Raw genomic sequence first — 17,586 nt, 5'->3', positions numbered from 1 at the left:
TCAGCCCACCACGGCGATCCCGTCCGGGTCCGGCTCGAGCCGGACGGGATCGCCCGCCCGGAAGTCCGCCCCCGCCGGGGCGATCGCGTCCACAGTGGACTCTCCGCATCGGACGAGCAGCCGCAGATGCTCCCGCCGGTGCACCGCCGCGGTCACTTCGCCGGGCACGCCTTCGCCGGACACCTTCAAGCCGTGCGGACGCAGTCCGAGCCTGACCGGGCCGTCGTCCACTCCGGACAGTGCGACGGTGCCCAGCTCGGTCCGCACCACGCCGTCGGCTGCCTTGCCGTCCAGGAACGTGGTGACGCCGAGGAAGCGCGCCACGTCGTCGTCCACCGGCTTGTTCCACACCGACCGAACCGCTCCCTCCTGCCGGATTTCCCCGGCGTCGAGGACTGCCACGCGATCGGCGAGCGTGAACGCCTCCTCCTGATCGTGCGTCACCAGAAGTGCGGTGATTTTGCTGCGCCGCAACAGATCCGCCAGGTCGATCGCCAGCTGCTCGCGGAGTCCGGCGTCCAATCCGGACAGTGGCTCGTCCAGCAGCAGCAACCGCGGTTCCGGCGCCAGCGCGCGAGCCAACGCGACCCGCTGTGCCTGCCCGCCGGACAGCTCAGTCACGCGTCGCCGTTCGTAGCCTTCCAGACCGACGAGCTTCAGCAGCTCCTCGACGCGCGCCGCGTGCCGTTCGCGAGGCACACCGTGCATCCGCAGGCCGAACGCGATGTTCGCGGCGACGTCGCGGTGCGGAAACAGCTGTCCGTCCTGGAACACCAGACCGAATTCGCGCTTGTGCACCGGCACCGCGGCGAGATCAGCGCCGTCCCACGACACCGAACCGGACGACACCGGCTCCAGTCCGGTGATCGCGCGCAGCAACGTCGACTTGCCCGAACCGGACGGGCCGAGCAGCGCGAGCACCTCGCCGTCGGCGATGTCCAGCTTCGCGTCGCGGACCGCGGCGAACGATCCATAGTGGACAGTCAGATCCCGTACCGTCAACGCCATCAGAACTCCCCGACCGTGCTGCGGCCGCGGACCGAGCCGAACCGGTCGATCAGCGCCACCGCCACCACAGTCACCACCATGAGCAGGGCGCACGAGGCGTACGCCATCTGGTTGTTCAGCTCTCCCGGCCGGCTGATCAGCGTCGCGACGGCCACCGGAAGCGTCGGCGCGTCCGGCCGGGCGAGGAAGCTGGTCGCGCCGAACTCGCCGAGCGCCACGACGTACCCGAAGCCCGCCGCGGCCACCACCGACCGCGCGACCAGTGGAAAGTCGATCTCCCGCCACACCCGCGCCGGGCTGGCGCCGAGCGTCGCGGCGGCCTGGCGCAGCCGGACGTCGACCGCGCGCAGCACCGGCAGGATCATCCGCACGACCAGCGGCATGATCACCAGCGCTTGCGCGAACGGCACCAGCAGTGGCGAGGTGCGCAGGTCGCCGGGCAGCGCGTCGAGCGTCACGAGATAGCCGAAGCCGACGGTTACCGCGGAGACGCCCAGCGGGAGCATCAACACGACGTCCATGGTCTCGCCCATCCCGCGCGCGAGCAGTCCGGGCGAACGGCGAAGCGCCACCAGCACGACGCTGGCGATCAGCCCGACGGCCATCGCCAGCAGCGTCGCGTCAGTGGCCGCAGCGAGCGAGTTCTGTGCTGCGATCCAGCCTGACACCTGCAACGCGTCGTTCTGCCCGACGGTGTTCAGCGCCCGGTATCCGGCGAGGCTCCATCCGTCCGAGCTCGATACTGATTCGACGAGCAGCGAGACGATCGGCGTCAGCAGCAAACCGAGCACCACGACCGCGGCACCGACCGTCCACCACTCCCCGCCGCGCGGCCGACGCGCGGTGACCTGCGCGGACCGCAGCTTCACCGCGTTCTCCCGCTTCCGGCGCGCCATCGCCCCGAGCACCAGCGCCGCGACCACGGCCGCGAACTGGATCAGCGACAGCGCGGCCGCACCGGAGAGGTCCAGCAGGTCGACCGTCCGCAGGTAAATCTCGGTCTCGAGCGTCCGGTAGCTCCCGCCGCCGAGGATCAGCACCACACCGAAACTGGTGGCGCAGAACAGAAACACCACCGCGGCAGCGGATGCGACAGCCTGGCCGAGCGCGGGCAGCGTCACCGATCGGAACGCTCGCCACGGCGACGCTCCGAGCGCCCGCGCGGCCTCGGTCGCTCGCGGATCGAGGTGCGCCCACAGGCCAGCAACCGTGCGCGCGACGACGGCGACGTTGAAGAAAGCGTTGGCCAAGACGAGCGGCAGCACGCCGCCGTCCGGCCAGATCGCCCGGAAAGCCAAGCCGACGACGACCGTCGGCAGTACGAACGGGACCAGCACGATCGTCCGCGCGAGCCCGACCCCGGGCAACCGCACCCTCGCCAGCAGGTACGCCACCGGCAGCCCGGCGAGCACCGCGACCACGGTCGACGCGGCCGCGCTGGCCAGCGTGAACCCGGCGAGCCGCCACGTCCGCGGGTCGCCGAGCACGGTGTCGACGCCGCCCGCGGAGAACCCCCGGCCGACGATCGCGACGACCGGCCAGGCGAAGAACACCACCAGGAACGCGACCGGCAGCAGGCCGAGCAGCGTGAGCCCGATAGTGCGCGCGGGGATCACGCGCCCATGAGCGAGCGCCATTCCCCGATCCACTTCTCCCGGCCTGCCTGCACCTTGTCCGCGGGCATCGTGGCCGGTGCCTGCGGCAGCGGAGCCGCGGTGGCCCAGCCAGCGGGCAGTTCGACGCCCTGGCGCGCCGGGTAGACGTACATGTTCGCCGCGACCGTCGTCTGGAACTGCTGTGACAAGAGGAAGTCGACGACCTTCTGCGCCTGCGGGATCTGCTTGCCGTTGGTGAGCACGCCCGCGTACTCGACCTGGCGGAAACAGGTGTCGAGCAGCGCCTTGGTACGCGGCTTGCCGTCCTCGCCGAGCTCGGCGGCCGGCGACGAGGCGTAGGACACGACGATCGGCCGCGGCCCCTTGCCCGACGAGCCGGAGAAGTCCTTGGTGTAGGCCTCCTCCCAGCCGCTGACGGTCTTGAGGCCGTTGTCCTTCAGCTTCTGCCAGTAGCCCTGCCAGCCGGTCTCGCCGTACTTCGCGACCGTGCCGAGCAGGAAGGCCAGCCCCGGCGACGCGGTGGCCGGGCTCTCCGCGACGGTCAGGTCCTTGTACTTGGGGTCGGCGAGGTCGTCGTAGCTCTTCGGCTCCGGAAGGCCCTTGCTCGCGAAGTACGCCGGGTCAATGTTCACGCAGACGTCGCCGAGGTCAACCGCCGCCAGCCTGTGCTGCGGGTCGACGGAGTAGCGCTGCGGGCCGCGGTCGGCCTCCGGGCTGGTGTAGGGCTGGAAGACGCCCTCGCTGAGCGCACGGGAGGCGAAGGTGTTGTCGACGCCGTACGCGACGTCGCCGATCGGGTTGCCCTTGGTGAGCACGAGCTTGTTGGTGAGCGCGCCGGCGTCGCCGGACTTGAGGATCTTGAGCTTGATCCCGGACTGGCGCTGGAAGGCGTCGAGCACGTCCTGCGGTGCGGCGAACGAATCGTGCGTGACCAGCGTGACGGTCGGCGTCTGCTGGTCCTGGCTCGCGGACGAGCCGCCCGAGTCGCCGCTGGACAGCGAGCAGGCGCTGGCGAGCATCGAGACTCCGGCGAGGCCTGCCACCGTGCGGACGGTCCGCGACATCATTCTTCCCCTCCTGCACTGCGCCGGATGAGGGAGAGCGATACGGCCTCCCTACGCCGGCATGATCCGGATCCAGGTGCGAACGGTCGCGGGTTGACAGCCCGCCTCTCAGCCCGGCGTACCGGACTCCCGTGGCAATGCCGCAGCGTAGCCGACACCATGGAGTGATGACGCAGCTATTGAACGACTCAGCGGTGGAGCAGGCCCTCGGCACCGTCCCGGAGTGGCAGCGCGAGGACGCCGTCATCGTGCGGACGACCGAACTCCCGTCCTTCCCGGCGGCGATCGAGGTGGTGGACCGGGTGGCCGAACTCGCCGAGGAAGCCGACCACCATCCGGACATCGACATCCGCTGGCGCACCCTGACCTTCCGCCTCAGCACCCACTATCTCGGCGGGCTCACCGAACGCGATTTCGCGCTGGCCCGCCAGATCGACGAGGTCCTCGCGGCTCGCTGACCAGGTGTGATGTCGGCAACCCTGGCAACATGCACGGCCCCTTCGCGCGTCTTCCGGAGAGACGCTCAGGAAGGAGGCCTCATGGTTCAGGCACTCGTGGTGGGAATGGGTTCGTTCGGCCTCATGGTGGCCGCCGCGGGAGGCGTGCTGTGGCACACCGCGCGCAATCGACGTGACCTTGATCACAAGCGGTAACAGTGAGCTAGATCAAGGCGCTATCCCAGCGGTAATCATCGGCACTCGCCCCGCTAGGACCCGCCATGAACAGCACATCCGCCCAGCTCACCGCCGCACAGCGCACGTGGGTCGCGGTGTTCTCGACCGCTGTCGTCCTCCTGTCGATGGTGGTGCTCGGCCTGCTCGGCTGAGCGTCACGGCAGCGGTCAACCGATCCGGAACCGCTCCCGGTATTCGTTAGGCGTCGTGTTCAGCGTCCGCCGGAAAGACCGGTTCAACGTCGACACCGTGCCGAATCCGCACGCCCCGGCGATCCGCGACAACGTCTCGTCGGTCGTCTCCAGGCGATGCCGCGCAGCCTCGACGCGCGCGTGCTCGACGTAGGCGGCAGGGGTCATGCCCAATTCCGCCTTGAACACGCGCGTGATCTGCCGATCCGTCACGTGCGCGTGCGCGGCGAGATCGGACACCGTCAGCGGGTCCGCCAGGTGAGCGGCGATGTACTGGCGCAGCTCGTCGACCCGCCGGGTCGCGGACGCGGGCTCCAGCGACACGCTGAACTGGCTCTGCCCGCCAGGCCGCCGCAGGAACATCACCAGCTGACGAGCCACCCGCGAGGCTGATTCCGGACCGAAGTCGTCGGCTACCAGCGCCAGCGCCAGATCGAGGCAGGCGCTCAGCCCGGCCCCCGTCCATACGGACCCGTCGCGGATGAAGATCGGGTCCGCGTCGACGGTCACCGCCGGATGCTCCGCGGCCAGCTGCCGCGCCGTCGACCAGTGCGTCGTGGCGCGTTTGCCGTCGAGCAGCCCGGCTGCGGCCAGTATGTGCGCGCCCACGCAGACGGACGCCACCCGGCGCGTCTGCCCAGCCAGGCGGCGCACCTCCTCGACCACCGCCGGGTCGCACTGGGCGACGATCTCCCCGTACTCCCCTGCCGTCACTGCCCCCGGGACGATCAGGGTGTCGATCGCCTTCCTCGCCAGCTCAGCGAACGTCACGTCCGGCAACACGCGCACCCCGGCCGACGTGGTCACCGGGTCCAGCGTTTCGGCCGCGAGCACCACCTCGTAGCCCGTCGGACGGTCCATTTCCCGCTGCAGCAACGAAAACACCTCAGCGGGACCGGTCACGTCAAGCAGGTCGATCCGATCGAACAGGACGACGACCACCAGTCTCTTCACGCACATCTCCATGTCGGTTTCTGCGCTTTGCATGTCATTGCCGACATCCGGAGCCGAGTCTAGCGTCGACCGTGCGGAACAGAAACGAGAGGAAACCCCACCATGGCAAGGAAAACGCTGCGGGAGCTGAACGGTTTCGACCAGACCCCGGCAACGCTGGCCGACGCGACGCTGATCCTGGTCGACTACCAGAACACCTACACCCGCGGCGTAATGGAGCTGGAAGGCTGGCGTCCGGCGTTGACCGCGGCTCAAGGCTTGCTGGCCAAAGCCCGCGCCACCGGAGCGACAGTGATCCACGTCGTCAACGACGGCGGCGAGGGCACGCCGTACGACATCCGAGCCGATATCGGCAGCATCCATCCGGACGTCGCCCCGATCGAGGGCGAGCCGGTCGTCGTCAAGGGCGCACCGAACTCTTTCGTCGGCACGGATCTGGGCGAACTGGTCGACGCGGCCGGGCATGAGAACGTGGTGATCGCCGGATTCATGACCAACATGTGCGTCACGTTCACCACCGAGGGTGCCTTCCTGCGCGGCAACCACCCGACTGTCGTCGCTGACGCCTGCGCTACCCGCCCGCTGCCGGCTCCGGCCGGGGAAGTCAGCGCGGATCAGCTGCACCACAGCGCACTGGCGACCATCGGGGACCTTTACGGTGTGGTCGTTCCGAGTGTTGCCGAGCTGAACTGAGCCCAAGGCCTCTGGCCTCGGCAGGCCTGTCCTGCCGAGGCGGGCGATTCAGAAGTCGATGAACCCCGCGACGACCTCGCGCACAATCCCGTCGGCCCCCGGAGTGCCGTAAAAGTAGACCGGCCCGTAGCCCCAGAGGTATTCCTCGATGACGTCCTCGAGCTCACCCGCGACCGGCCAGCCCTCTTCGTTGACCTGAAAGAGAAACTGATGCCCGTCCGCGCGTACGGCGTCGGCGTAGCTGGGCTCGTTTGAATCAGCACCGGTTCGTCCCCGAACTGGACGAGTGCTGGCTCGTCGTCGTCCGCCGTCTCGGAGAGAGCCGCCGAACGGAGCCCAGGCCACCCGAGGTCGGCTCGCTCACCGCGCGGCGAGGGCGGGTGCACCAGCGCGCGCATCGCCATGTCCGGGTATTGGAGGTCGCTGTCGCCGATGTCGAATCCGTTGCGCAGCACCACTGAAACCTCATAGCCCGGGGACCATGGCGCTGCGGGGACTGTCAGCAGGGGTGAAGAGCACGGACATATCCGGATCTTACGAACCCGGACCGACAATTTCGCGCCCGTGCTCCCCCGGCGATCAGTCGAAGATTGACGACCGGGGAAGCGTCCAGCTGCGAAACCGGTCAGACGTTGAAGCGGAACTCCACGACGTCGCCGTCCGCCATCACGTAGTCCTTGCCCTCCATGCGGACCTTGCCCGCCGAGCGCGCGGCCGCCATCGAGCCCGCCTCGACGAGGTCCTCGAACGACACGACCTCCGCTTTGATGAAGCCGCGCTCGAAGTCCGTGTGGATGACGCCGGCGGCCTGCGGGGCGGTCGCGCCCTGCGGGATCGTCCAGGCGCGGGATTCCTTCGGACCGGCCGTGAGGTACGTCTGCAGGCCGAGCGTGTGGAAACCGGCGCGAGCCAGCGCGTGCAGGCCCGGCTCCAACTGGCCGACGGACTCCAGCAGCTCGCGCACGGACTCCTCGTCGTCCAGCTCCAGCAACTCGGCTTCGACCTTCGCGTCGAGGAACACCGCGTCCGCCGGCGCGACGAGCTTCGCCAGCTCCTCGCGGCGCGCCTCGTCGGTCAGCACGGACTCGTCGGCGTTGAAGACATACAGGAACGGCTTCGTGGTGAGCAGGCTCAGCTCGCGCAGCGCCTCGCCGTCGATGTCCTTCTGCGCCTGGAACAGCGTGCGCCCGGAGTCGAGGATTTCCTTGGCCTTCTGGGCGTTTTCGAGCGCCGGTCGCGCTTCCTTCTTGGTACGCGCCTCTTTCTCCAGCCGCGGCAGCGCCTTCTCAAGCGTCTGCAGGTCGGCGAGGATCAGCTCGGTGTTGATCGTCTCGATGTCGGACATCGGGTCGATCCGGCCGTCGACGTGCACCACGTCCGGATCGTCGAACACGCGGATGACCTGGCAGATCGCGTTGGCCTCGCGGATGTTCGCGAGGAACTTGTTGCCGAGCCCCGCGCCCTCGGACGCGCCCTTCACGATGCCCGCGATGTCCACAAAGGACACCACGGCGGGCACGGTCTTCTCCGACGAGAAGATCCCGGCCAGCCGGTCCAGCCGCGGGTCCGGCAGCGGCACGACGCCGACGTTGGGCTCGATCGTGGCGAACGGGTAGTTCGCGGCGAGCACGTCGTTGCGCGTCAGCGCGTTGAACAGGGTGGACTTGCCGACGTTGGGCAGGCCGACGATACCGAGGGTGAGACTCACGGCCGGTAAGTCTACGTGCTGCGCGCGGACCGTCGCCGACCCGGTAACGTCGTGTCGATTTTCCGCCAGTCAGGGCTCTCACCTGCTGGCATCATCGACCACATGGCTACCTCGACCATCCCGATCTGGCGCGACACCGAGCGCTGCTACCGCGCGGTGACCGCCCGCGACCAGCGGTTCGATGGCCAGTTCATCATGGCGGTCCGCACCACGGGCATCTACTGCCGCCCGTCCTGCCCGGCGCTCACGCCGAAGGCGCAAAACGTCCGCTTCTACCCGACTTCGGCCGCCGCACAGGCCGGTGGTTTCCGCGCCTGCCGCCGCTGCCTCCCGGACGCGGTCCCCGGTTCACCGGACTGGAACGTGCGCGCCGACCTGGCCGCCCGCGCGATGCGGCTGATCTCGGACGGCCTGGTCGAGCGCGAAGGCGTGCCCGGCTTGGCCCGTCAACTCGGCTACTCGGAACGCCAGCTCGGACGGGTTTTGACGGCCGAACTGGGCGCAGGCCCGATCCGCCTCGCCCGAGCCCATCGCGCCCACTCGGCGCGCTTGCTGATCGAGATGTCGCAACTGCCGCTCACCGACGTCGCGTTCGCAGCCGGGTTCTCCAGCATCAGGCAGTTCAACGAGACCATCCGCGAGGTGTTCGCGACGACGCCATCACAGCTTCGGGCAGCCTCGCTCCGCCGCGGAAACCGCAACGAACCCAGCGGCGCGACCCGGCTCAGCCTTCGCCTGCCGTTCCGTGCCCCGTTCGACGCCGCGGGCGTGCTGACCTACCACGCCTCGCGCGCGCTGCCAGGCATCGAAGCCGTCTCCGAGGTCGGCTACGGCCGCACCCTGCGCCTCCCGCACGGCCCGGCGTCAGTGTGGGTCAGTCCGCGTGCCGGTTACGTGCAATGCGACCTGGCTCTCTCAGACCTGCGCGACCTGAGCAGCGCCGTCAGCCGCGTACGACGGCTGCTGGACCTGGATGCCGACCCGGAAGCCGTCTCACGCGCACTCTCCGCCGACGAGGCCTTGGCCCCGCTGGTCGCCGCCACCCCAGGCATCCGCGTGCCAGGTGCTGTCGACGGCCCGGAAGTCCTGCTCCGCACCCTGCTCGGCGAGGACGTGGCCGACGTCGTTGGCCTCGGTGAATCAGTACCGCCCGCCGACCCGCCCATGGACGCTCTGACAACCCTCTTCCCGACCCCGTCCACCATCGCCGAGGCGGCCGTAAAACCGCTGGTCAAGAAGGTTGCTGCGGCAATCGTCAGCGGCGACCTGGACCTGCACGTAGGCCGCGACGCCGACGAACTCCGCGCCGAAATGCTCGCGGCAGGCGTCGATCCCGCCACCGCCGACTACGTCGTGATGCGCCTGCTAGGCGCCCCCGACGTCCTGTTGACCGCCGACCCAGCCGTCCGCCAAGGCGCGGCCGAGCTGGGCATCGACCTGGCGACGTCCGCGCGCGGCTGGCAGCCGTGGAGTTCGTACGCCAGCCGCTATCTCAGTTCCCGAACCGCTTGAGGAGACTTTCCCCGTGCCCACCGCCTTCTGGTCCACTTTGGACACCAAAATCGGCCCGTTCACCGCAGTGGTGACCGGCGACGGCGCCGTTCTGGCCTCCGGCTGGACCGCCGACGTCGCCGAGCTGACGCCCCTCATCTCGCCGTCCCTGGCCCCGTCAGCCATCACTGAACGCCGCGACCTAGGCCCCGTGACGACCGCGATCCGCCGCTACCACGGCGGCGACCTCGACGCCGTCGCCGACATCGAGGTACGCCAACGCTCAGGCCCGTTCCGCGAGCACGCGTGGGAAATGCTGCGCAAGGTCCCAGCAGGCAGCCCAGTGAGCTACGCGGAGTATGCCGCCCTGTCTGGCAACCCGTCGGCGGTCCGCGCCGCAGCAACCGCCTGCGCCCGCAACGCGGCGGCTCTGTTCGTGCCCTGCCACCGGGTGGTGAGGACCGGAGGAGCGATCGGCAACTTCCGCTGGGGCGTGGACGCCAAGCGGTGGCTCCTGCACCACGAAGAGTCCGCCTGACGGCCCGCGTGGGTTGGGTCGGTCGGGTCGGGTTCGCTGGGCGAGGTCCGCTGAGCCGGGTTCGCCGGTCGGCCGGGCCGCGCGCTCGCTGGTCGACTGGGCTGGATTGGCTCGGTCGGGTCGAGTTCGCCCGTCGGCTGGGCCGGGGTTCGCCGGGCCGGGCCGCTGGGCCGGGTTGGCCGACGCGGCGAGCGAGGTCGAGGCACCAGGCCTGCTCTCGTCAGGCCATTTGCAACTCCACTCTCGACCCGGTGCGGGACTTCCGCACCCGCAGCCGCGTGGGGATGCGCTGGCGGAGTTCCTCGACGTGCGACACCAAGCCCACCACGCGGCCGCCGGCGCGGAGTTCGTCGAGGATGCTCATCACCACGTCGAGCGTTTCGGCGTCCAGGGTGCCGAAACCCTCGTCCACGAAGAGGGTGTCGAGCAGCGCGCCGCCGGTTTCGCCTGCCACCACATCGGCCAGGCCCAGTGCGAGCGAGAGCGACGCGAGGAACGACTCGCCGCCCGACAGCGTTTTCGCTGGGCGCACCGCGCCGGAGTAGTCGTCCAGCACGTCGAGGCCGAGGCCGCCCCTCGTGCCGCGTGCGCCGGCCGCGTCCGAGTGCACGAACGAGTAGCGGCCTTGGCTCATGGTTCGCAGTCGCGCGGTCGCCGCGAGCGCGACCTCTTCCAGCCGAGCAGCCAGGACATACGAGCGCAGCGACATCTTCCGCGCGTTCTGCCCTCGTCCATTGACCACTTCGGACAGCGCCCGGAGTTCGGCGTGTTCCTCCTCCAACGGCGCCAGCTCCGCCAGCGCTTTGCTCAACCGCCCGGCCAGCTTGACCAGTTCGCGGTGCTGCGCCGAAACCGCTTGCTGCGCGGCGAAAGCGGTGTCCGCGCGAGCCCGCGTCTCCTTCGCCCGCTCGGCCAGCGGCGCGACGTCCACCGCATCGTCCGGCGAGATCCCGAACAGTTCCGGTTGCGCGAGCATCTCCCGCGCACCGGCGGCGGTCGCTTCCGCCTCGGCGAGGCCCTGTTCGAGCTTCGTGATCTGCTCGTCGGTCCGGACGGCGGCGCGCATTTCCTCCAGGGTCGAGAACCCCTTGGCATGCAACGAGATTTCCACCAGATCCCGTTGCTCCGCGAGCCGGGCCTCCGCTCCGGACACCGCGGTGTGCGCCTCCGCCGCCAAGTCGAGCGCGCCGGCGAACGTGAGCAGATGCTGCCGCCTCGCGGGAACGTCCGGGAACTCTCCCCGGCCCGCGACCAGCCGCTGCTCGCGTTCGGCCATTCGCTCGTCCAACGCCCGGATCTCGCCGTTCGCCTCGGTGACCGTCTGCTCGGCGAGGCGCCGCTGTTCGGCCAACTGCTCAGCACCGCGCTCCAGTTCGGCGACCTTCGCGTTCAGTTGGTCCTTGCGCTGTGCCTTCCCGGAGAGTTCCGCGACGAGTGCCCGGGCTTCGGTCAGCGCGGTCGCGATCTCCTCCGCGGTGCGTCCGTCCAACCGTTCGCGCAGGGAGACAACCCGCGCCTTGGCCTCCTCCAACGCGGACACCACTCGCTGGCGCAACGCCGACGCCTTCTGCTCGGCTTCTTCCGCAGCACGTTCTTCGGCCGCGTCCACCAGTGGTGCGTCATGGTTCGCCGGTGCCGGATGTTCGGCCGACCCGCACACCGGGCACGCCGTTCCCTCGGCCAAGCCAGCAGCCAGCTCTGCTGCCATGCCGTCGAGACGCCGTTCGCGGAGATCGAGCCGGCGTTGCCGAGCCGCCTGATGCTCGTCGACCACTTCGCGCAGTTTCGCTTCTCCGCGCTCGACTCTGGCTTCAGCTGGCGGCAACTCCTCGGCTGCACGAGTGAGTACCGTCAGCTCTTCGACGCGGGCTTTCGCGCCGTCCAGCTTCGCCGCTGCTTCTCCGGCTACCGTCGCTTCGGTACGCGCAGCGGCAATCCGGCCGGGCAGCTCGGTCAACCGCTCCGCGAGCCCAGCAACTTGCCCGGCGGCTTTCTCGACGGCTTTTTGCCGCTCCGCACGGCGTTGCTCGTCCTTCTTCTGCTGGTCGGCTTCCGCGGCCAGCTCGGCGAGAGCACCCGCCTCCTCGCGTACGGATCCCGCACGCTCGCGCAGGTCCCCGACCGCGAGCCCGACCGCGTCGAAACCGAGGTCGGCGAGATCTCGGATCCGGTCGGCCACCAGCACCTGTGCATCGCCGAGTTCGGCCGTGCGCCGGTCCATCAACTCGGTCTCGGGAACCACCGCGGCAGCGCGCCGAGCCGCCGCGATTTCTTCCGTCCACTCAGCACGTTCGGTCGCCTGTTCGGCGATCTGCGTCAGCCGGGTGTGCGCGGTGCGGACCCGGCGGATCTTGTCCGCGTCCTCTTCCGCTTCGCGCAGCGCGACCTCAGCGGACTTCGCCGCCGAACGTGCTTGCGCTGCCTCGGTTTCCGCCGCCTCGGCCCGGGCGGCGACTTCGGCCAGCACAGCCTCGACCCACTCCGGCTGCTTTTCCTCCGGCGGTTCCTGCTGCGCCTCCTGAGCGTAGCGGGCGAGCAACTCGCGGACCTCCTGCTGCCGCTTTTCCAGCGCACGGCCGCGTTCCGCGCGAAGGTCCGCGAACCAGCGTTCGACGTCGGAGAACCGTTCGGTGCCGAAAAGCCGTTCCAGCAGCTTCTCGCGCTCCGTGGTGTCACTGCGGAGGAACTTCGCGAATTCTCCTTGCGGCAGCAACACGACCTGGAAGAACTGCGGTGCCGTCATGCCCAGCAGCCGCTCGACGGTGCGCGCCACCTCGTCGATGCGGATGCTCCCGTCCGGCGGCAGCCCGGCGGGCGGTTCGCCGACCCAGGTCAGCGAAACGCGCGCCTGCTGCGTGGTGAATCCGTCGCCGCGTTTCTTCGGCCGCTGGTACTCCGGGCTGCGCACGATCCGCAACCGCTGACCCTGCACGGTCAGCTCCAGCACGACCTCCGTCTGCGAATCCGGTTCGGCGAGATCGCACCGCAACCGCTTGACGTCGCCGCGCGCGCCCGGCACCACGCCGAACAACGCGAACGCGATCGCGTCGAGCAGCGTGGTTTTGCCCGCTCCGGTGTCGCCGTGGAGAAGGAAGAGACCGTCGGTGCCCAAGGCGTCGAAGTCCACCACCTCCCGCCCCGCGTAGGGGCCGAAGGCTTCTACCTCCAGCAGATGCAGTCTCACAGTTTCTCCACCGCCGCCCGGTTCGCCGCTTCGAGCGCCAGGTGCACGAGCCGCTCCTCGCGTTCGGTCGGCGGAGCACCACGGCAATCGTCGAGGAAGCTGCGCGCGATCTCGATGTCGCTGCGCCCGCGCACCGCCTCGGCGTACTTCAGTTCGGTGCCGGCGACCCCGCCGTCGGGCCGCCAATCCATGTGCACTGCATAGGGAAAACGGTCCTGCAGCAACCGCATCGCGTCGATCGGGCGCACTCGATCCGTGACCGTGATCGAAAGGAAATGCTCGCGCCATTGCTCGTGTTCCGGGTCTTCGAGCAAACCGGCGAGCTCGCCGGAGAGCGTCGCGAGCGGCCGCGGCACCGGCAACTCGTGCCGGCGGACCTCGGCCAGGCCGGCCGCGTCGAGATCCACGAACCACACCGATTTCCGTTGCCGCGATTCGGAAAACGAGTACGCCAGCGGGCTCCCCGAGTACCGGAGGTGTTCCGCGAGCGTCTGCGGTCCGTGCAGGTGCCCGAGCGCGACGTAGTCCACGCCGTCGAACACCGAGCCGGGAACCTGCTCGACTCCGCCCACCGCGATGGTGCGTTCCGATTCGCTGGCCTCGCCGCCGGTGACGAATGCGTGTGCCAGCACTACGGATCGAGTTCCCGGACGACTGGCCAGGTCGTCCCGCACCCGCCGCATCGCCTCGCCGAGCACGCCGGTGTGGCCGCGCGCCTCCGGCACGCCCAGCGCGTGCCGCGACGGCTCGGGTTCGAGATACGGGATGCCGTAGAACGCGACCGCGCCGTGTTCGTCGTGCAGCACAACGGGTTCCGCGATGCCTTCGACGGTCGCGCGGACGTGCAGCCCGCCCGCCGCCGCGAATTCGGCGAACGCGCCCAGCCGCGCGGCCGAATCGTGGTTGCCGGGCGTGACCACGAGTTCCGCGCCTGCCCGGCGGATCCGGGTCATCGCGGCCGTGGCGACGCGGACAGCTTCGGCGGACGGCACCGCTCGGTCGTAGATGTCACCGGCCACCACCACGACGTCGACCGACTCGCGGTCGACGAGTTCGGCGATGTGCGTGAGGGCGGCCTCCTGTTCGGTAAGCAGATCGGCGCCGTGGAACGTGCGGCCGATGTGCCAGTCAGACGTATGGAGGACTCTCACGGCGACCACGTTAGGAGCAGACCCCGACGAAATCCGGGAGGCACGCCGACACCCCACTCGAACGTGTGTACGAAGCCGATCAGGTCCACTGCGGACACGCCCAGCCTCGAATTTGGAAAGTCGCAGGTCAGCTACGCAGCGCGACCGCGGGTGCCGGTTTTTGTCGGTGGGGTCCGCCATGATGTCTCGCGTCCGGACACCCGCCGGACCCGACGGAGAGGAGGACCGGGTGGAGACGGTGATCACCACCGCGGCCGTCGTGCTCGCGCTGCTCCTGTGCGTCGCGGTTGTCGCGCTGTGGCGGCTGTACAACGACGGAATGCGCCGCGCCGACGCGGCCGCGCGGCTCGTGGCGGCGGAGCGCGCGAAAGGCGACCAGCAGCAGCTCGCGCTGCGCCGGTACGAGGTGGCGTTCGCGTCGATCCACGGCCGCGGCGAACTCGGCGAACAGGTGCTTGTGGAAACCGCGCGCGCACTCGGACTGCGGGAGGGACTGCACTTCACCCTGCAGACCGATTTGGGCGGCGGCGGAAGCGCGAAGCCCGACCTGGTGCTGAATGTCGGCGGCGGCCGGGCGGTGCCGGTCGACGCGAAGGCGAGCATGGCCATCTGGGCGGAGGCGGTCGAGACCGACGATCCGGAAGAACGGCTCGACGCGCTGCGCGTCCACGTCCGGCAGCTGCGCTCCCGCGCGGCGGAGCTGGCGGGCAAGGGCTACCAGCGCTGGGCGGACGCGATCTACGGAACCATCATGTTCGTCCCGTCCGACGCGGCCGTGGTCGCCGCGCTCGACACCGACCCCGAACTGCTGCGCTGGCTGATCGACCGCCGCGTCTTCCTGTGCGGCCCCACGGGATTCGGGGTGCTCGCGTCGGCAGCGCTGTTCGCTGCCAGCGACCGGGCTCTCGTCGAAGACGTCGAGCAAGTGCGCGCGGGCGCCGCCGCCGCGCACCGAGCCGCGGGCAATGCAGTGGAGGCGCTGAACCTGTCCTCCACGCACCTGCAGCGCTTCGTCTCGGCCCGCCGCCGGGAACTTGAGGCACTGGAGTCGTTCCGTGCGACGGTCGCGCCGCTCACCGACGCGTCAGGCAGTCCGGCGCCGGTGCCGCAGCTTCGGAAGGGAGACGAGGTGGCAGCTGGTTGAGGTCGCGGCGCGATGGCCGCGGGCTCGACAGTCGCGATCGGATGATCGACGGCACCCTCTTGCGGGACGGGTCTGGAGCGTGGCTTGTTGCCGCCAGGACTACGGCCCTTGCGATCACCGGAAGTGGGCTGATGCTTGAGGCCTGACAGCGCTGTTGGGTGGGGCGAGGTTTCGGCTAGCCAGTCTGGTGACGCGACGTCCGCGCCCTTAGTGGGCGCAGGCGTGGTGGCACAGGTTGGCGGCAGGAGACTGGGGCCCCGGTCCGGCAGCGCGATCCTAGGCGGGCCCGGTCCGGCGCAACGAGCCCTGCGGCGCGGTCTGGCGGAGCAAGCCAAGACGGCGCGGGCGGTCGGCCGTGGGCCTCGGTGGTGCGATCCGGCGGGCAAGGGTGGTGCTCTCGACGCGGAGCGCCATCCGGCGGGCGAGGGTGGTGCTCTCGACGCGGAGCGCGCGATCCGATGGGCGAGCTTCGACGATGCGAGCGGGTTCGGCGCAGTCTGGCGGGCGTGAGCTTGGCTGCGGGACCCGCCGGGCGTCCTGGCGCGCTCTGGTTCGGACGCCCTGCGGTCTAGCGTGGAGAGCGCGGTCTCGCTCGGACGTTGCCGTGAGCGGTGATGTGGCGAGTGCCCGCGGCCAACTGAGCGCCGTCCCGGTGAGCGGTGATCCGTGAACATGTGTCGGGCGGTCAAGGCGATGCTGCGGTCCGCGCGGTCGTGGCCTGCCGATGCCGAGAGCGTCCGGCCGCGGCTCTCGGCCGGGTGCGGCGGCGCAGGTCGGACGGGACAGGCACCGAAGTCCGGATTGCCCGGAACGAACGGCGAAGTCCAGGTTGGACACTGCCTCCGGAGCGAGCGAAAGGGCATGGTTCCGACGTCGCGCGGGCAGGATCCGGACGCTCAGGCGGCTCACGGGAACGTCAATTCCCGGTCAAGTTCCAGAACGGCGAATGTTCCGGAACAGGACCGGTGGCGCCGCCGTCGCGGGCGGCGGCTGGTGGCATAGCCTGGGGTCAGCGCAGGGCCGGGAAACGGGCAGCTGGACCATACCGTCGGTATCACCGCTGGTCAGAGGTCTGGTCCACTGGTTCCCCGTCCGGCGGAGCGGTGCGGGCAGGCCGTACCGCGGGTACCGCTCGACCGTACGAAATGTCATGCGGTCGAGTGGCTGCTTCATGCTGTCCTCGGCAGTGCCAACAAGATCGTGACAAGTACGGGCTACGGTGTGCCTCGTGACCGCGATACGCGATCGCCAGAGCGATCCCGATGCCGATGACGCCCCCGTGCCGTGGGACGAGCGTCTCGTCGTCGGCACGAGGCGCGGCCTGCCCTGGTGGGCGGCTGTGCTCGTGGGCTTCGGCTTGGCAGTGCTCGGCGCCATCATCGACGAGAAGTCCACCGGCAGCCTCGGTTTTGTTTTCAAGGCGGGCTACTTCCTCGGGGCCGTGATCGCGGTCGGCGCGGTGCAAAGACGCGGGCTGTTCGGTCCGATGGTGCAGCCGCCGCTGGTGCTCGCCGTCACCGTGCCGGGTGTGGTGCTGCTGACCGGCGGGGGTCCGGAAGCCAGCGACACTCTGTCGAAGCTGCTCAACATCGGGACGCCGCTGATCAAGGGCTTCCCGACAATGGCGGTCACCACCGGTGTCACGCTGCTGTTCGGCTTCTTCCGCATCTACCGCGAACGCGACCCGGACGCGCCGGTCAAGATCAAGGACGGCAAGCTTCCGCGCACTCGGGACGAGGACGACGACAAGGCCGCCAACCGTCCGCGCTCGCGGCCGCCCGCCGGTCGTGCTGGCCAGTCTGGTCAGACGCCGCCTCCGGGCAACCGGCGCCGTCCGCCGCGGGATCGGGATCTCGACGCTCCGCCGCCGCGACGGCCGCGGCCGCCTGGTGAGCCGGGTGCCCGTCCGCGGCGCGAGCCGATGGACCCGAACGCTCCGCGAGGCGGCCGCAAGCCGCCGCCGGAGGGGCGTCGTCCGCGGCCGCCGGAGGGCGACCCTCGCCGTCGCGATCCGCGGGGTGACGCACCGCCGCCGCGTCGTCGGCCACGTGGGGACGAGCCGCCGCCTGGGCGTCCGCGGCCGCCTCGCCGGGAACCGCCGCGCCGTCAGCGTCCTTGGGAAGACGAGGGCTGACCGAGCGCGTCGTAACTGGACGACAAGGCGAGGACT

14 protein-coding genes and 1 riboswitch are annotated in these 17,586 nt (G+C 69.9%); of the genes, 6 read left to right on the top strand and 8 right to left on the bottom strand.

Going from position 1 to position 17,586, the window contains the following annotated elements; all coding sequences use genetic code 11:
- From H4281_RS06680 to H4281_RS06670, 3 genes are read right to left on the bottom strand one after another with little or no spacing between them, the layout of a single operon-like run.
- On the bottom strand, positions 1 to 1,008 hold the full coding sequence (locus tag H4281_RS06680; RefSeq protein ID WP_182889961.1) for an ABC transporter ATP-binding protein: 1,008 nt from the start codon (positions 1,006 to 1,008) through the stop codon (positions 1 to 3).
- On the bottom strand, positions 1,008 to 2,645 hold the full coding sequence (locus H4281_RS06675) for an ABC transporter permease (RefSeq protein ID WP_182889960.1): 1,638 nt from the start codon (positions 2,643 to 2,645) through the stop codon (positions 1,008 to 1,010). The genes H4281_RS06680 and H4281_RS06675 overlap by 1 nt, the downstream gene beginning before the upstream one ends.
- Positions 2,621 to 3,688 carry a thiamine ABC transporter substrate-binding protein gene (locus tag H4281_RS06670; RefSeq protein ID WP_220506881.1) on the bottom strand — a complete coding sequence of 356 codons (1,068 nt, stop codon included), beginning with the start codon at positions 3,686 to 3,688 and terminating at the stop codon, positions 2,621 to 2,623. Before H4281_RS06670 ends, H4281_RS06675 begins: the two co-directional genes overlap by 25 nt.
- Positions 3,689 to 3,719: 31 nt before the next feature.
- Positions 3,720 to 3,831: riboswitch (TPP riboswitch) on the bottom strand.
- Positions 3,832 to 3,855: 24 nt separating this feature from the next.
- Here H4281_RS06670 and H4281_RS06665 point away from each other — a divergent pair.
- Positions 3,856 to 4,146: a 4a-hydroxytetrahydrobiopterin dehydratase gene (locus H4281_RS06665; RefSeq protein ID WP_182889958.1), complete on the top strand. Its 291-nt coding sequence runs from the start codon at positions 3,856 to 3,858 to the stop codon at positions 4,144 to 4,146.
- 383 nt (positions 4,147 to 4,529) lie between these two features.
- Here the strand turns inward: H4281_RS06665 and H4281_RS06660 are convergent, their stop codons facing one another.
- Positions 4,530 to 5,507 carry a GlxA family transcriptional regulator gene (locus H4281_RS06660; protein ID WP_312872073.1) on the bottom strand — a complete coding sequence of 326 codons (978 nt, stop codon included), beginning with the start codon at positions 5,505 to 5,507 and terminating at the stop codon, positions 4,530 to 4,532.
- A gap of 102 nt (positions 5,508 to 5,609) precedes the next feature.
- On the opposite strand from H4281_RS06660, the gene H4281_RS06655 reads away from it, so the two are divergent.
- Positions 5,610 to 6,200 (top strand): cysteine hydrolase family protein, encoded by a 591-nt coding sequence (locus tag H4281_RS06655; protein ID WP_182889957.1) that lies wholly within the window; start codon positions 5,610 to 5,612, stop codon positions 6,198 to 6,200.
- Between the two features lie 48 nt (positions 6,201 to 6,248).
- On the opposite strand, the gene H4281_RS06650 is transcribed toward H4281_RS06655, so the two are convergent.
- Positions 6,249 to 6,545, bottom strand: a complete 297-nt coding sequence (locus tag H4281_RS06650) for a hypothetical protein (protein ID WP_182889956.1) — start codon at positions 6,543 to 6,545, stop codon at positions 6,249 to 6,251.
- Positions 6,546 to 6,825: 280 nt separating this feature from the next.
- Positions 6,826 to 7,908 (bottom strand): redox-regulated ATPase YchF, encoded by a 1,083-nt coding sequence (gene ychF / locus H4281_RS06645; protein ID WP_182889955.1) that lies wholly within the window; start codon positions 7,906 to 7,908, stop codon positions 6,826 to 6,828.
- Positions 7,909 to 8,010: 102 nt separating this feature from the next.
- Between ychF and H4281_RS06640 the strand changes: the two genes are divergently transcribed.
- Together H4281_RS06640 and H4281_RS06635 are read left to right on the top strand one after the other, a co-directional pair.
- Positions 8,011 to 9,420 (top strand): DNA-3-methyladenine glycosylase 2 family protein, encoded by a 1,410-nt coding sequence (locus tag H4281_RS06640; RefSeq protein ID WP_220506769.1) that lies wholly within the window; start codon positions 8,011 to 8,013, stop codon positions 9,418 to 9,420.
- A gap of 13 nt (positions 9,421 to 9,433) precedes the next feature.
- Positions 9,434 to 9,937 carry a methylated-DNA--[protein]-cysteine S-methyltransferase gene (locus H4281_RS06635; RefSeq protein WP_182889954.1) on the top strand — a complete coding sequence of 168 codons (504 nt, stop codon included), beginning with the start codon at positions 9,434 to 9,436 and terminating at the stop codon, positions 9,935 to 9,937.
- A 220-nt stretch (positions 9,938 to 10,157) separates the two neighbouring features.
- Here the strand turns inward: H4281_RS06635 and H4281_RS06630 are convergent, their stop codons facing one another.
- Positions 10,158 to 13,121: an AAA family ATPase gene (locus tag H4281_RS06630; RefSeq protein ID WP_182889953.1), complete on the bottom strand. Its 2,964-nt coding sequence runs from the start codon at positions 13,119 to 13,121 to the stop codon at positions 10,158 to 10,160.
- A complete protein-coding gene (locus H4281_RS06625) occupies positions 13,118 to 14,272 on the bottom strand; it encodes an exonuclease SbcCD subunit D (RefSeq protein WP_182889952.1) in 1,155 nt (384 codons plus the stop codon). The genes H4281_RS06630 and H4281_RS06625 overlap by 4 nt, the downstream gene beginning before the upstream one ends.
- 229 nt (positions 14,273 to 14,501) lie before the next feature.
- Here H4281_RS06625 and rmuC point away from each other — a divergent pair, with 229 nt between their 5' ends.
- Together rmuC and H4281_RS06615 are read left to right on the top strand one after the other, a co-directional pair.
- Positions 14,502 to 15,416 (top strand): DNA recombination protein RmuC, encoded by a 915-nt coding sequence (gene rmuC, locus H4281_RS06620; protein WP_037816668.1) that lies wholly within the window; start codon positions 14,502 to 14,504, stop codon positions 15,414 to 15,416.
- Positions 15,417 to 16,644: 1,228 nt separating this feature from the next.
- The gene (locus tag H4281_RS06615) at positions 16,645 to 17,550 is read left to right on the top strand and encodes a DUF6542 domain-containing protein (RefSeq protein ID WP_182889951.1); all 906 of its coding nucleotides are present in this window, start codon (positions 16,645 to 16,647) and stop codon (positions 17,548 to 17,550) included.
- The last annotated feature ends 36 nt before the right edge of the window (positions 17,551 to 17,586 follow it).

Source organism: Amycolatopsis dendrobii, from assembly GCF_014145675.1.
Taxonomy (GTDB): domain Bacteria; phylum Actinomycetota; class Actinomycetes; order Mycobacteriales; family Pseudonocardiaceae; genus Amycolatopsis; species Amycolatopsis dendrobii.
Note: the sequence above shows the minus strand (reverse complement) of the source record. Positions and strands in the feature narration are given on the sequence as shown.

What these genes read in the sequence shown, in the direction of transcription:
- H4281_RS06640 (WP_220506769.1), top strand. Translation starts at nt 8,011, where the DNA reads ATGGCTACCTCGACCATCCCGATCTGGCGCGACACCGAGCGCTGCTAC.
- H4281_RS06665 (WP_182889958.1), top strand. Translation starts at nt 3,856, where the DNA reads ATGACGCAGCTATTGAACGACTCAGCGGTGGAGCAGGCCCTCGGCACC.
- H4281_RS06655 (WP_182889957.1), top strand. Translation starts at nt 5,610, where the DNA reads ATGGCAAGGAAAACGCTGCGGGAGCTGAACGGTTTCGACCAGACCCCG.
- H4281_RS06670 (WP_220506881.1), bottom strand. Translation starts at nt 3,688, where the DNA reads ATGTCGCGGACCGTCCGCACGGTGGCAGGCCTCGCCGGAGTCTCGATG.
- H4281_RS06675 (WP_182889960.1), bottom strand. Translation starts at nt 2,645, where the DNA reads ATGGCGCTCGCTCATGGGCGCGTGATCCCCGCGCGCACTATCGGGCTC.
- H4281_RS06680 (WP_182889961.1), bottom strand. Translation starts at nt 1,008, where the DNA reads ATGGCGTTGACGGTACGGGATCTGACTGTCCACTATGGATCGTTCGCC.